The following is a 14,857-nucleotide window of genomic DNA, read 5'->3' as shown; positions in this document are numbered from 1 at the left end:
ATGACAGATTCGACTATGCCTATGCCAAGCGAGACCGATTTTCACTATTCAGTGCAAGATTCCGAGACCTTGCTGGCAAGTTTTACCAAGGCACCTAACTGGCAGGAAAGATATCGCCAAATTATGTTGCTAGGGAAAGACTTACCGAGTTTAAGCCCAGAACTTCGCGTCGAAGCCGCTCAAGTAAAAGGTTGTGAAAGTGATGCGTGGATTTATCACCTCGAACAGGCTGGTAAACACTATTATTTAGCCGACAGCGATGCCCGCATCGTCAAGGGATTGATTGGCTTATTACTTGGCGCCTGCCATGGCAAAAGTCGCGCTGAGATCCAAGCATTTGATCCTACAGCTTACTTCAAACAATTGGGACTAGAAGGTCAGCTCAGCCCATCACGCACCAACGGCCTTAACTCTCTCGCCAAAGCCATGCTTGAAGCCACTCGATGATCATAACCTTAGGGTTTCATTTTCTGGCAAAAGTACTGGCACAAACGATAATGAACACAGCTCTGCAACAATAAATCATCATCACTCCAGCCTAGGGGAAAAGGCCAAAAAAGGGATTTAATCAAAGACTTCTACGCCCTAAAAAGGTATAAAGAAGTTACATTTGCGTTATTGATAGGAATCGAGCATGCCCATCAAGGCAGTCAATCACTACCGTCGTACACTCCTTAAAGGTCTTGGCGCAGCAACCCTGTTAAGCCCACTCGCCAGTTTACCTAGCTTTGCCACCGCACAGAGGCGGATATATGTCGATGGTTTATCCTTCCTACCCGATGACTTAAGTGATGTAACCGCCGCTAAGCTCGATGCCTATCTTTGCGATATTTCGGCTATTGAGACCATAGAACAAGCCGATGGCACTCAAAACTACAAACGCACTTATAAAGCTTGCATGGAAAGCATTAAGCAGGCCGCTAAACGGGTGAGCGATCATCCCGATATTTTACTGCAAGGTCTGAGGGGGCGAGATATTCAACGTGCACGCGACAGCCAGCGCACTGCGGTATACTTTCAAATCCAAGGCGCAGATTGTGTCGAAGAAGACAGCGAAGCTAACCAGTGGGCGCGGGTAGATGAGTTTCATCAACAAGGGCTACGCGTATTGCAACTCACCCATCATTACGGCAATACCTTTGCCGGTGGCGCCTTAGATAATGATGCCAGTGGCGGACTCAATCGGCCGCTCACCGCCCACGGACGCGAACTTATCGCCAAACTCAATCACACCAATATCTTGGTCGATGTGAGTCACTCCAGCGCTCAAACCGCTTTAGATGTCGCAAAAATCACGAAATCTCCCATAGTGCAGAGTCACGGCGCGGCGCGCGGCATAGTAAACCATGCCCGTTGTTCCCCAGATGAAGTGATCCGCGCTATCGGCGATAGCGGCGGCGTATTCGGCGTATTTATGATGAGCTTCTGGCTCACTAATAATGCTGTGCCTACGATCGATGACTATATTCGCCAGTTGGAATACGTATCGCGCGTCGGCGGTGTAGATAGCGTGGCAATCGCCAACGACTTCCCACTGCGCGGCCAAGAAAACTTGCTCGCTCTTAATAATGACAACGCCCAAGGCATTAAAGAATATCAAGAATGGTGGTACAGCTTAAGGGCGAAAGGCGTGCTAGGTTTCGATGCAGAGCCAAGGCATGTCGTGATCCCTGAGCTAAATCATATCGATCGCATGAGCCGTATCGATGATGCCTTAGCCAAGGCGCGCTTTAAAGCTACCGATCGCGACCGTTTTATGGGTGGTAACTGGCAACGCGTGCTCAATAAAGTACTATTGTAAACGCCATTGTTTTATCGCTCTGTTTAATTTACGTTGTCGATAATTTTACTGGCTTATCTGCCCGCTTCAGTCTTGGATATTCTATGCTGACCACACTCGCCATTTTCAATTATCGCTCTCTGCGTGAAATCGTCTTGCCCCTAGGGCAACTCAATTTAATCACAGGGGCAAATGGCAGTGGTAAATCGAATCTATACAAGGCGCTACGTTTACTGGCACAAACGGCGCAAGGCGGCGTCGTCAACGCCTTAGCCCAAGAAGGCGGACTCGACTCCAGCTTTTGGGCGGGGCCAGAAAACTTCACCAAAGGCATGTTAGCAGGCGACACCGCCATTGAAGCCACCGTCAGGCAAGCGCCAAAACGCCTTAAGCTTGGGTTTGCTGGCGAAGATTTTAGCTATCTTATTGAACTCGGTTTACCCAAACCCGACGCCACTACGCTGTTTGGCTTAGATCCACAAATCAAGCGCGAAGCCATTTGGAACGGACCTAAGTATCGCCCCTCCACTGTGTTAGTCGAGCGCCGTGGTCCTATGGTGAAAAGCCGCAGCGCTGATGGGCAAGGCTGGATAACCTTAGGCGCCCACCTGCAAACTGGCGACAGTATTTTTACTGAGCTTGCCGATCCAGAGCGCAGCCCTGAAGTGATCAAGCTTCGCGACAGTATCCGCGCGTGGCGCTTTTACGATCACTTCAGAACCGATACCGAAGCCCCCGCAAGGCGACCACAATTAGGCACGGCCACGCCGGTATTGCACCACGATGGCCGTGATTTAGCCTCGGCAATTCAAACCATTTTTGAGATTGGTGATAAAACCGCTTTCGATCATGCGGTGAGCGATGCGTTTCCCGGTGCTAAGGTTCGAATCGAACCTCAAGCGGGCGGAATTTTAGTGCTCGCATTTCATCAGCATGGTTTATTAAGGCCACTCAATGCCAGTGAATTGTCGGACGGCACCTTGCGTTATTTGCTGTTAATCGCCGCCCTACTGACCCCAAGACCGCCAGAACTTATGGTGTTAAACGAGCCAGAAACCAGTCTGCATCCGGATTTATTGCCCGCACTTGCCCGCTTAATCGCTAAGGTGTCTAAGGATTGCCAGCTATGGGTGGTGTCCCACGCCAACAGGCTTATCAATGCTTTAAGTCAATTTGAACACTGCAATACCTTGGCCCTAGACAAAACCTTAGGCCAAACGCAGATCCAAGGCCAAGACCTGCTCAATACGCCCAGTTGGCTATGGCAGAATCGTTAGTCGGCGGTGTTAACGCGATTGCCCTCATCAATCGTAAAATACCGCGAGCCATAGGGTTTCTGAACTTTTAGAAGTCGAAGCGACGCGGTGTTTTTGATGGGGCACAATCGTTAAGTAATCACCTGGGGTTAGCGTAACGGGGTTACCTTGTTCAAATTCAAGCGTCGCCTCCCCTTTAAGTAACATCACCCATTCATGCTGAGTTTGATCGTACCATTTACCGTCAGGCGTAGCTTGCCCATTAGAAACGATGCGCTCTATGGTCACAGAGTCATTACCCGCCAGTTTTTCAAACACTTCCGCCGATAAATCTGTGGGTAATTTTGCAAAAAAGTTATCAAGCATTTTGTGTTTATTCCTCTGCTTTTATTCGCTCTCTCTGCTGATTAAACAGTATTTTTAACAATCAAACATTGAGAAACGAAACCATTAACCGCTATGATATGCGCACTGAAATACTCAAGGTCCATGAGTATCCCTCAGATAAGCTTATTGTTTTACATATGGATATGGAGATTTCCCCTGATGTCGTTGTTTCGCGCACTCAAAGCCAAGTTATTCCCCTCAAGCCAAACTAGCCGCGATCCAAAAGACATTCAGCTTCAAACTGAATCACCTGTAGCCTGCCAAGAACAAGCGCTAACTCAGGCGCCGTCAGTCGCTGTACCGCTATTCCAGCGTCACTTCAGCTTAAAAATCTATGCGACAAAGGCAGACGCGACCGCTTGTGAAGAAAATGCCGACCACAACTTAACTCTCTATCACTACGATGCGCCCCAAGCAATAGAACTCTTAGGCTGGGAAAATGCTAATGAATGCTGCGAATTTCATCATACCGAATTTGACCGCCTCGAAATGGGCAATCAACTCCCGTTTCCAGAGCAACATTTTTGGCTCGGCACAGAAAAAGTCTGCAGTATCACAGCTCAAAAGAACCACCAGGAAACCACATTATGGCAGGTTGAACTTAACAATCGAGATGCTCTGTTAATAAGCCACTTTACGCTCGATGCAGACTATAAAGTACAAGGCGACATTCAAGATTACGCCAGCTTAACTGGCCAACTACATCGCACTTATCATCAACTCGATTCTGAAGACGGCGCGGGTATGCTCAGAATTGTCACCCAAACGCCCAATCTCACAGAAGCCGTTGACTCAAACTACTTTGGTGAACGTCATGGCGTTTCCCGCCAGTTCGACGCTCTGGGGACCTTGTTATTTGAAGGTAACTTTATTAATGATCAACAACTTGGACAGCAAGCTTGGTATGATCATGAGGGCAACATAACCCAGAGTGAAGAACGCAGTACGAACGGCATATTAGTCAAACGCTATTACAGTAATGGGCAAGTCAGAGAGGATGCTGAACTTGATCGTGATGGCAACTACGTCAATACCTTGAGTCGCTATTATGAGTCTGGCAAACGCTGGCTGACTCGACCTATGCTGGCGAATAAAATCCACGGCATTGAATATATGTACTATGAATGTGGCGCCCTTCAGGCCGAACTGAGTCACGAGCATGGCAACTTAGTTAAAGAGGTATGGTTTCATCCTAATGGCCAGCTCAAACAAAAAATACTCGTCAATGACGCGGGCAAGAGCTTTGAAACCTTTTTTGAAAATGGTCAATTGTCATGGCGTGAGCAATTTAATCCGCAGGGGCTTATCTATGGTATTCGCCAAGAATGGCACCCTAATGGCCAGCTCGCATTACAACTTAACTTCGACAACGGTCTCGCACAGGGGAATCGTGAAAAATGGTACGCCAATGGCCAGCTTGAGGCAAAAATCCCATTTGAACAGGGTAAAGAGCAAGGCATGGCCTACTGGTACCATGACAATGGCCAACTGTCTCTCGAAATGTACCTAGAGAAAGGACTCAGGGAAGGCCTGTTTAAAAGCTACTACAAAAGTGGCGTGCTCTCGGCTGAAGGCCAATATAAAAATAACCTCTCGGTAGCCCCCTTTATCGAATATTACGAAAACCAGCAAGTTCAAATGTATTTACCGCACACCCAAGGCAACCGTGATGGCACTGCCCGCTGGTTTTACCAAGATGGCACGATACGCACTATCTCTGAGTATGAAGTGCGCGACGGCCAAGGCTACCTCAGAGAATCCAGTTTTTATAACAAAAAAGGGGTTCTCGAATCCTATCAAAGTCACTCAAATACCCGCTGTGGCTATCATCTTGAGAATAATCAAAGGGAATACTATCAAGAAGGTATTGCCGATACTCGCATCGAATACTATGAAGATGGCGCCATTCGCTGGTTGCTCACACGAACTCAAGGGGATTTATTTAGCTCTAAATCCTTGTCCCCTCAAGGTTTAATTCTAGAAACTGGCACAATTCAAATTATCGATGGCCGTTACCTCGATGTCGGCCATTGGCAACGGTTTACGCCCCAAGGACAAGTGTATCGCGAAGTCTGGCTAGATGAAGAAGGCCAGCTTATAGAAAGCCGTCACTACTTTGATTTTAATCAGTATCTATCGACTCAAGAAGATAACGAAGCAGAATGGGAAGACGCAGAGCCCCGTCATTATGGCTATGATGACTGTGATATCAGTGACTATGATGCAAGCGAAGACGAGGGTGATGACTTTGATTATGATCGTGCTGATTGGGAAAATGACGGGCTAAACCAGCGTTCAGATAACAGTAAACACAGTGCTAGCCATAGTAGCAATAGCGCATATTTGTCCCGCAACAAGTATCACAGCCCCAATGCCGATGCCACAGCGAAACAAGCACAAGCTCAAGCCGCAGCGGATGTCGACGCCAAAGAGCCGATATTGTCTTACCACTTAAAATTTGACGACGAAAGTAAGCTTTATGCAATGAAGCGCTATCATCCCAATAGCCACATTGCCGAAGAAGGTAATTTACAGATCCAAGGAGAAGAACAATTCTGGGTCGGTATCCACAATCAATATGATGAGCAAGGTAAGCTCAAGCTCTCAGAAACCTACACTATGGCAGGAGAGCCGATAGAGCACACCACCAGCACGAATGCGATATTGTTAAATTAATCAAGTTGATATGGATAATGTCAGTACCAATAGATATGAAGGGTAGTATAGATAATGCGGTAAGCCCTGATTTAACTTGGCTTACCTTATTTGTCTTACTTACCTTAATCGCCAGCTCGATAGAAGTAATGGAAATCTAAGTAGTAACACTTAAAACTAAAGTGCAAAAGTGGCGATAGTCTTTTGAATACCAACGACATCCGTACCACGTTTAAGCTCTTTGACTAAAGGCTCACTCTGGCCTGAGATCCAGATTTTGAGCTCAGCATCTAAATCAAAATGGCCAGTGGTTTCCACTTCAAAATGGGTAATGGATTTATACGGTATGGAATGGTAGGTGACCTTCTTGCCAGTAAGCCCCTGCTTATCAATTAAGATCAAACGTTTATTGGTGAAAATAAACAAATCGCGGATCACTTTGTAGGCGAGTTTTAATTCTTCTTGAATGCCCATAATAGGCCTTAATTCTTCGGCTAATTCCTGTAAATCAACCTCAGCAGCATTACCGAGTAAACCGTCTAACAGTCCCATTTTAACATCCCTTATTATTGATATTATTTTCAATAAGATATCTGCTGATAACCGAATGTGCAATATTGGGCTTTGATGAAAATATGGGAGTAGCTATGGTGAGGGTAACATAGATATAGGTAGACAAATTAAGCGCGCGGATGCAGGCTGAATGGGTGTGAGGAGCATTACACTCTGCAATGCTCCAAATGACAGATGTTAAAGGTGTTTCTGGCCTCGCACTTGACGGTTTTCACCGACCACCATCATTTCGCATTTAGGACAGTCAAAGACCAGCTTGAGCACATCGTTACCGATTTCAAGCACCATAGGATCGGCCTTGATGCCTGGTACTTCCTTCGGACACAAATTAAAGTTAAAGCGCAGACAATGCTTAGTGATCATCAATGGCACGTCTTCGGTGACGCCATTTTTCTCATAGGTGTCTTGGATCTCAATTACGCCGTGGCGTTGATAAAAATCCTTGGCCTTTTCGTTGGCAACGTTGCCTAAGTAACTCAAATGCTTGACGGGATAGACTGCATCTTGATTATGCTTCCACGGCAGTGGACGCACATAGCCTTGCACACGAGCAGCCTCTAAGGCGGCCACACCATCACGGCGCAGACCATTGAGTACAGATGCAGGCAAGAACCAAGCTTGGGCCGTATCGATACTAATGCTACGGGCAACAAAGTCAGTACTGCCGAGCTTACCCAGCTGAGTACGGGTATTTTGTAGGGTCTTGTCGACATCTGTCGCAGGTGTCTTCTCGACCGTTAAATTCACTGTAGCGCTTAGGCCATAGATATCAGTCAAGGTCAGCGCCAGTCCGTCTTCGGTGTCGCTCAACCGTAAATCGACGCCGATAATCCGCTTAGACGATTCTTTCGATAACAGGGCTTCGAAGGCTTGGTTATGGTTACGGTACAAAGTCATGCCGACTTTTAAATCCTTTGGCACCTGCAAAATATGCAGCTTTAAGCCTTCGGCGCGGTTAACTCGCAGGCCTTGCAGCTTGTCATCGGATTGTTTAGCCATGGCAAAATTCGCAGGGAAAAACGCTAAGCCATCGCCGTTATTAAACTCATGGGTTGAGCTCACTTGGATAAAGTCTTTGCCTATGCTAACCACTTTACCGACTTCTTCACCGATATATTTTGGCGAGCGGAAATCTTTAATGCCTTGGCTACGTTCGTTAACAAAGTAATCTGTGCTGCCACGGTTAAAAGTCTTTTCAGGATCGGGGATAAAAGAATGTTCACAGCGGCCGTGGGACGAAGCCTTAAACTCAGGGCGACGCGCCATAATCGCATCCAGCTTTTGGCGATAATGCGCGGTGACATTTTTAACGTAACTTAAATCTTTTAAGCGACCTTCAATCTTAAACGAGCGAATGCCCGCATCGATGAGCGCTTCAAGGTTTTCGGTTTGGTTATTGTCTTTTAAAGACAATAAATGTTCATTCTGCGCTAACACATCGCCTTGACGGGTTTTAAGATTGCCCGGCAGACGGCACATTTGCGAGCATTCACCGCGGTTAGCACTGCGGTTACTAAAGGAATGACTCAAGTTACACAAACCACTGTAAGCCACACACAGAGCGCCGTGGATAAAGAATTCGAGCTGCATATTAGTATGCGCGGCCACATCACGGATTTGGCTCAAGCCTAATTCACGGGCGAGCACCACCTGTGAAAAACCAACTTGCTCTAAAAACGCCACTTTTTCTGGACTGCGGTTATCCATTTGAGTACTGGCATGCAGGGCAATCGGCGGCAAATTGAGTTGCAACACACCCATGTCCTGCACAATCAGCGCATCGGCACCGGCTTCGTACAATTGCCAAATGAGTTTTTCGGCGTCGGCCAGTTCGTTATCCATCAAAATGGTATTGAGGGCGACGAATACCTGAGCATGATATTGATGAGCATAAGTACACAGGCGCGCGATATCTTCAACACTGTTACCTGCCGTTGCCCGCGCACCGAATGCGGGCCCCCCTATGTATACCGCATCGGCACCATGGCGTATGGCTTCTATACCGTAGTCAGCATTTTTTGCAGGCGCCAATAACTCAAGGCGGTTATGGACGTGAGAAAGATTCTCGGGAGTGTATATCTCTGGCTGGCTCATGGCTTCAAAGGCTCAACAGGGTCGTTAACAAAAAAGAGCGTAATTATAGCAAGAACTCAAATCCAGCTCTATCAGCAAATCATCAACTAATGTGCTTTACTTCGATGCTTTAGTCATCTCAGAAAGGTTCATGCCACAGGCAATCTTTGGGCGTCGCACTTGCACCCTCAAGCCTAGCAGAGTATCTTTGCGGCGCATTGACGAATAGGCCTCATTATGACTGATTTTATTTACCAACCACCGACAACTCCTTGGCTCGATATTCTTTATCAAGATAAAGACATTATCGTCATAAACAAACCTTCGGGATTGTTGTCTGTGCCCGGTCGCTCCCCCGCCCATTACGACAGTGTCTATGCTCGGGTAAAAGCTGAACATCCCCATAGCCAAATCGTCCACCGCCTCGATATGGCGACCTCAGGCGTAATCGTTGTCGCCCTTATTCGTAGCGCCGAACGTGAATTAAAACGTCAGTTCCACGACAGAGAAACCAGCAAGACCTACTTTGCAAGGGTCGCTGGCCATGTTAAAAATGACACGGGTAGCGTTGATTATCCTCTGATCTGCGACTGGCCAAATCGCCCCAAACAGAAAGTCGATCATCTTGTGGGCAAACCGTCTTTAACTCACTACCAAGTAATAAGTCGTGCCAAACGCTCAACGCTGGTGAAACTCACGCCAATCACTGGCCGCTCACACCAATTACGGGTACATATGATGGCGCTCGGTCATCCGATCTTAGGCGATGGTTTTTACGCCGACCCATTAGCCAAATCCTTAGCCCCTCGCCTATTACTGCATGCGGCAGAACTCACCATCAAACATCCCTACACGGGTGTCAGTATGACTTTTAGCGCAGAAGTGCCTTTTTGTGAGCCTTTGGGCGAACAATGATCACTAAAATCAACTAAGACGGGCAAAATCGGTAGCAATTCCCCATAAAAAAACGTAACTTTATGACAATTCATTACGTTATAGAGAATTTATTTATGGATACCGCATTTCAGCGCGATCAACTCGATAATCATATCCTCGAAGCCTTAATGCAGGATGCCCGCACGCCCTTTGCTGAGCTAGCTAAACGCTTTAGCGTGAGCGCCGGCACTATCCATGTTCGGGTAGAAAAAATGAAGCAAGCGGGGATAATCACAGGCGCGCAGATCACAGTAAATCCTAAAGCCTTAGGTTATGACGTCTGCTGTTTTATCGGTATCAATCTTAAAAGTGCTGGTGATTATCCTGCCGCCATAGCCAAACTCAATGCACTCGAAGAAGTCGTCGAAGCCTATTACACCACAGGCAACTACAGTATTTTCGTAAAGGTAATGTGCCAATCCATCGATGGTTTACAGCATGTACTCATCAATCGCATTCAATCTATCGATGAAATCCAGTCAACAGAAACCTTAATCAGCCTACAAAATCCAATAGTCAGAGCGGTTAAGCCTTAAACAGGAAAAACAGTAAATTCACCATAAATAATGTGCCGACCCATAAAATGTGACACAGGTCTTTTTTCAACCAAAAGTGTTAACTGGGTGATAAAATTGTGTTACAACTTCATTGCTAAAATCAAAGATTGCAGCATAACTATAACAATCAAGCTGAATGCACGTTCCCTATAGTGCTGAAAGCATTAATTGACAAGGAAGAAGTTGTGAAGACAAAACTATCGATCGCCATATCAGCGGCGCTGCTTTCAGCTGCCGCCAATGCAGACAACAATACACTCCGTATCAACCAAATCTCAAATAACCTGACCAACAGTCAACAAACTCAGGCCGCTAACTCAGTCAGCGGTATGAAAGATCAGTATGATGTCCAAACTGGCACTGCGACTTTCCAATGGGCGAAATCTGGTCAAAGAACCCCAGATATGGGTGCATTAGATGCTAAGTACAAACTCGCATTTGCTGCAGATTTTTACCTCAATCAAGTCACCGGATTATCGACAAGTAAAAACACCAATTTGAAGCCAATATTAGCAAGCCTACACGATACTGGTCGTGGCGCTATGATTGCAAAATATCAACAAGAATATCAAGGAGTTGAGGTATTCAATAGCAGTTTCAATGTTTTAATGGATCGTGAATTTAATTTAGTTGCAACTTCTGGCAGCTTATCACCCACAAGCACTGCAAATGTCACTGAATTGAAAGGTATAAAAACAGATTTCAATGATCCCGAAAATGCAGTACAAGCAGCATCAAGAGCAATGGGCGTTGCCGATGTGAGCATCAGTGCGACGTCTAAGATTGGTAAATATCAGTCCTTTAATGTAGCCGCGTCTAATAGTTCAAAAATGCTTAAGGGGGAACCTAGAGCTAAACCGGTATTTTTTGAATTAAAGGGCTCACTTGTTCCTGCGCATTATGTCGAAATTGAAGTCGCCGACAATGAAAGTGTGGATTCTGAATTCTATTCTTTTGTCATTAGTGATGTAGATAACAAAGTTTTATTTAAACATAATCTTACCGCACAGGAAGCTGCATTCAATTACCGTATATACGCTGACGAACAAGGTATTCCATGGGATGGGCCTCATGGTAATGTTGTCCCAGCTGAGAGCAAAGACCAAGTCGATGCGACTGAATATTTAGATGCTCCTATGGTTACTATCACTTCAGGCCCTATCAGCACAATGGACCCTTGGTTAGCAGAAGATGCTACAACAACCTCTGGTAATAACGTATTTGCTTACGTGGACGCCCTTGCTCCAGATGGCTTTACCAACGGCGACTTTACAGCTGAGATCACCAGCGATAAAACCTTCGACTACAAATACAATACAACTCAAGCTGAAAGCTCAGTTAATAACCGTAAGGCATCGATCGTTAACTTGTTCTACATGAACAACTATCTACATGATTTGTTTTATGATCACGGTTTTGATGAAGCAGCGGGTAACGCTCAAGCTCAAAACTATGGTCGTGGCGGCGAAGAAGGTGATGCGATTAGGGCTGAAGTTCAAGACAACTCAGGCTTTAATAATGCCAACATGAGTACACCTGCTGATGGCCGATCACCTAGAATGCAAATGTATCTCTGGGATAGCAAAGATGCCGTGAACGGGGAAGACTATGGCGTTACAGTGACCTCTGATGCTGCTATCGGTTTGCTCGATTCAACACAACGCGCCAGCTTTGGACAAGGTCAATTTGAAATCAGTGGCGATGTGGTTCGTTTAGTTGACGGAGTAGCTCCTGTTAACGATGGTTGTAGTGCACCAACAAATACTGCTGAATTAGCTGGAAAAATTGCCATTATCGATCGTGGTGTCTGTGGATTTACCGTTAAAGCTAAGTTTGCTCAGCAAGCAGGTGCTATTGGTGTGCTTATTGCGAATAACTCTGGCACTGTAGAACCAGCACCTATGGGTGGCACCGATGATACAGTTAAAATCCCTAGTATTGGTTTATCAAAAAATGATGGCGCATTGATTTATGCGCAACTCGATGCGACTAAACCCGTCACAGTCACCATGTTCAATACTAAGCCATTTAAAGATAGCTCTTGGGATAATGCGATTGTTGCCCACGAATGGGGGCACTACATCAGTAACCGTTTAGTAGGTAACTCATCAGGTCTAATCAACCAACAAGGCCGTTCGATGGGCGAAGGCTGGGGAGATTTCCATGCATTGTTAGTGATTTCTGAAGAAAATGATGCACTGATCCCTGGCAACGAGTTATTCCAAAAACCTTATGCTGCAATTACTTATGTTGCATCCTTCTTTAACGGCATACGTAACTACCCTTATAGTACTGATATGGAAGTCAACCCACTAACCTTCGGTAATGTTGAACTTGGCAAAGGAACTGGAGCTGATGTCAATGGTAATGCTGAAGTCCATGATGCAGGTGAACCTTGGGCCGCAATGCTTTGGGACTGTTATGTTTCATTAATCAACGACGAACGTTATAGCTTTGCAGAAGCTCGAAGCATGATGATGAACTACCTCGTTGCCGCTTATAAGATGACACCAATTGCGCCAACTTATACCGAGGCTCGTGACGCCTTACTTGCCGCTGCCTACGCAAATGAACCGAAAGACTATGAGCTTTTCGTTAAAGCCTTTGCTCGTCGTGGTATGGGTCTTGGTGCTGTTTCACCCGCTCGCTACGATGCCAAACATCAAGGTGTTGTAGAATCTTATAAAGCTGAACTATCTAGTTTTGGGGTTAGCAATCACACAGTCAATGCCGATTACGAAGGCTTGACAGTAGGTTATTGCAGTAAAGATGGCATTCTTGATAAAGGTGAGACAGGAACGGTTAGCTTCACAATAACTAACCGAGGCAGCAAAACATTTGAAGGACTAGAAGGTAAGGTTGAGGTTACAAGTGGCCAAAATATTACCTTTGCAAATGATGGCAAAGTCACATTTGGTTCTCTTGACTTATTTGCGGAAGCGACGAGTATTCCTATTGAACTGACGCTCAATGAGGCTGCAACTGCAGATAGCGTAGTATTAAAACTGACGTTCCCATCGTTAGATGAAGGAACTGAGGCTGATGAGTATAGCTTTACGACTACAGTTAACATGGACTTCAAAGATAAAGCCCCTGTTAGCAATATGTCTATAAGTGATATGGAAAATCAGGCAGGGTTAGTCGATTTTAAAGAGCATGTCATCAGCGGTGGTGATATGGCCAAAGGCACTGCGAAACTTGAAAGCGATTATGTAGACTACTTCCCTGTTGACACTCAATACCTTCGTATCGCCAACAACGGTTTTGCTTCAGACGTTGCTTACGAGACTAAGCCTGTAACTGTTGGCTATGGTGGCGACTTTAAAATTAGCTGGTTCCAATACTTTGAAATTGAAGAAAACTATGATGGCGGTGTGGTAGAAATCAGTATCAATGGAGGCGATTGGGCGGATGTAACACAAGTTGGTGGCGTATTTGAAGGTGCTGGCTATACAGGTGTACTCGAAGATCTACTTCCTGGACGTCAAACCTTTACTGGCTTCATGGCGTTCCCAGGCGCGAATGAAACAGTGAACTTCGGTACTAAATTAAATGGTAACGAAGTTCGTTTCCGCTTCCGTATTGTTTCAGATACTAACTCGAATGAATTTGGTTGGATTGTCGATAACATTACCTTCTCAAATATTGTAACGAGTGTGTTTAATGAACAAACTGCGGGCGATCTCAATGCCTGTGATAACCGCGTACCTAATGTAGTTTTAGCTACAAGTGCATCAGAAGTAAAAGAAGGTGAGACTGTTAACATTAATGCAACAGCAATTGATGCTAACGCCAATGATGTCCTCACTTATACTTGGACACAAACCGCAGGAACGACTGCTACGCTGACAGGAGCCAATACCGCCTTCTTAAGTTTCAATGCACCAAGTGTTGAAGCCAATGAGGTTTTAGAGTTCATGCTAACAGTGAATGATGGTACAGCGGATGTTGTTAGCACTGTATCTATCAAAGTAAATGATAATAATCGTCCAAGCGTCACTTTGACTCCTAGCGCTACAGAAGTTAAAGAGGGTGGCTCAATGAGTATCAATGCAACAGCAGTTGATGCAGATACTAGTGATACACTTACTTACTCTTGGGCTCAAACCTCAGGTACTGCAGCGACACTGACAGGTGAAACCACTGCATCATTAAGTGTAACCGCACCACTGTTGGATTCCTCTGAGGTATTAGAATTTACACTAACCGTGAATGATGGTACTGACGATGTTGTAAGTACGGTGTCAATCACCGTAAACAATAATAGTCTTCCAACCGTTAATTTAACCCCTAGTGCAACCGAAGTTAAAGAAGGTGAAGCAGTTAGCATAAACGCTGTAGCAGTTGATGCTGACTCCAGTGATGTACTTACTTACTCTTGGGCTCAAACGTCAGGAAATACAGTAACATTAACCGGTGCAAATTCGGCTTCGTTGAGCTTCACGGCACCGCAAGTCAGTGCAACTGAAACACTCACGTTTGCCTTGACAGTAAATGATGGAATGGACGACGTGGTAAGTACCGTGTCAATAAAAGTAAATGACATTCCAGTCGAAACACCGAGTAAATCTTCTGGTGGTAGTTTAGGTTGGCTATCATTCATCTTGTTACCTTTGGCTGCACTACGCCGCCGTAAATAA

At 45.6% G+C, this 14,857-nt stretch carries 10 protein-coding genes; 7 read left to right on the top strand and 3 right to left on the bottom strand.

Annotated elements, in window-relative coordinates:
* The 3 genes from Q4Q52_RS03950 (at nucleotide 1) to Q4Q52_RS03940 (ending at nucleotide 3,057) form a co-directional block, all read left to right on the top strand.
* Entirely contained in the window at nucleotides 1-447 is a 447-nt protein-coding gene (locus Q4Q52_RS03950) for a SufE family protein (protein WP_311989885.1), read from the top strand.
* A gap of 187 nt (nucleotides 448-634) precedes the next feature.
* Nucleotides 635-1,801, top strand: a complete 1,167-nt coding sequence (locus Q4Q52_RS03945) for a membrane dipeptidase (protein WP_311989884.1) — start codon at nucleotides 635-637, stop codon at nucleotides 1,799-1,801.
* 83 nt (nucleotides 1,802-1,884) lie between these two features.
* Nucleotides 1,885-3,057, top strand: a complete 1,173-nt coding sequence (locus Q4Q52_RS03940) for an AAA family ATPase (RefSeq protein ID WP_311989883.1) — start codon at nucleotides 1,885-1,887, stop codon at nucleotides 3,055-3,057.
* A gap of 27 nt (nucleotides 3,058-3,084) precedes the next feature.
* Here the strand turns inward: Q4Q52_RS03940 and Q4Q52_RS03935 are convergent, their stop codons facing one another.
* Entirely contained in the window at nucleotides 3,085-3,402 is a 318-nt protein-coding gene (locus Q4Q52_RS03935) for a cupin domain-containing protein (RefSeq protein ID WP_311989882.1), read from the bottom strand.
* 180 nt (nucleotides 3,403-3,582) lie between these two features.
* Here Q4Q52_RS03935 and Q4Q52_RS03930 point away from each other — a divergent pair, with 180 nt between their 5' ends.
* Nucleotides 3,583-6,099, top strand: a complete 2,517-nt coding sequence (locus tag Q4Q52_RS03930; RefSeq protein ID WP_311989881.1) for a toxin-antitoxin system YwqK family antitoxin — start codon at nucleotides 3,583-3,585, stop codon at nucleotides 6,097-6,099.
* 156 nt (nucleotides 6,100-6,255) lie between these two features.
* Here Q4Q52_RS03930 and Q4Q52_RS03925 read toward each other — a convergent pair whose 3' ends face one another.
* Together Q4Q52_RS03925 and Q4Q52_RS03920 are read right to left on the bottom strand one after the other, a co-directional pair.
* Nucleotides 6,256-6,630 (bottom strand): PH domain-containing protein, encoded by a 375-nt coding sequence (locus Q4Q52_RS03925; RefSeq protein WP_106651556.1) that lies wholly within the window; start codon nucleotides 6,628-6,630, stop codon nucleotides 6,256-6,258.
* Nucleotides 6,631-6,828: 198 nt separating this feature from the next.
* Nucleotides 6,829-8,745: a U32 family peptidase gene (locus Q4Q52_RS03920; RefSeq protein WP_106651557.1), complete on the bottom strand. Its 1,917-nt coding sequence runs from the start codon at nucleotides 8,743-8,745 to the stop codon at nucleotides 6,829-6,831.
* A 216-nt stretch (nucleotides 8,746-8,961) separates the two neighbouring features.
* Between Q4Q52_RS03920 and rluA the strand changes: the two genes are divergently transcribed.
* The 3 genes from rluA to Q4Q52_RS03905 all read left to right on the top strand — a co-directional run bounded on the left by rluA (nucleotide 8,962) and on the right by Q4Q52_RS03905 (nucleotide 14,857).
* On the top strand, nucleotides 8,962-9,639 hold the full coding sequence (rluA, locus tag Q4Q52_RS03915; protein WP_012588501.1) for a bifunctional tRNA pseudouridine(32) synthase/23S rRNA pseudouridine(746) synthase RluA: 678 nt from the start codon (nucleotides 8,962-8,964) through the stop codon (nucleotides 9,637-9,639).
* Nucleotides 9,640-9,734: 95 nt separating this feature from the next.
* On the top strand, nucleotides 9,735-10,196 hold the full coding sequence (gene asnC, locus Q4Q52_RS03910) for a transcriptional regulator AsnC (RefSeq protein ID WP_006080290.1): 462 nt from the start codon (nucleotides 9,735-9,737) through the stop codon (nucleotides 10,194-10,196).
* Between the two features lie 206 nt (nucleotides 10,197-10,402).
* Nucleotides 10,403-14,857, top strand: coding sequence for a rhombosortase-dependent M36 family metallopeptidase (locus Q4Q52_RS03905; RefSeq protein WP_311989880.1), 4,455 nt, complete (start codon nucleotides 10,403-10,405; stop codon nucleotides 14,855-14,857).

The organism is Shewanella sp. SP1S2-4, assembly GCF_031932075.1.
Classification (GTDB): Bacteria; Pseudomonadota; Gammaproteobacteria; order Enterobacterales; family Shewanellaceae; genus Shewanella; species Shewanella baltica.
The sequence above is the reverse complement of the archived record's forward strand: the minus strand, read 5'-3'. Positions and strand labels throughout refer to the sequence as shown.

Coding starts and splice junctions, on each gene's coding strand:
- Q4Q52_RS03950 (WP_311989885.1), top strand. CDS start 1: ATGACAGATTCGACTATGCCTATGCCAAGCGAGACCGATTTTCACTAT.
- Q4Q52_RS03945 (WP_311989884.1), top strand. CDS start 635: ATGCCCATCAAGGCAGTCAATCACTACCGTCGTACACTCCTTAAAGGT.
- Q4Q52_RS03940 (WP_311989883.1), top strand. CDS start 1,885: ATGCTGACCACACTCGCCATTTTCAATTATCGCTCTCTGCGTGAAATC.
- Q4Q52_RS03935 (WP_311989882.1), bottom strand. CDS start 3,402: ATGCTTGATAACTTTTTTGCAAAATTACCCACAGATTTATCGGCGGAA.
- Q4Q52_RS03930 (WP_311989881.1), top strand. CDS start 3,583: ATGTCGTTGTTTCGCGCACTCAAAGCCAAGTTATTCCCCTCAAGCCAA.
- Q4Q52_RS03925 (WP_106651556.1), bottom strand. CDS start 6,630: ATGGGACTGTTAGACGGTTTACTCGGTAATGCTGCTGAGGTTGATTTA.
- Q4Q52_RS03920 (WP_106651557.1), bottom strand. CDS start 8,745: ATGAGCCAGCCAGAGATATACACTCCCGAGAATCTTTCTCACGTCCAT.
- rluA (WP_012588501.1), top strand. CDS start 8,962: ATGACTGATTTTATTTACCAACCACCGACAACTCCTTGGCTCGATATT.
- asnC (WP_006080290.1), top strand. CDS start 9,735: ATGGATACCGCATTTCAGCGCGATCAACTCGATAATCATATCCTCGAA.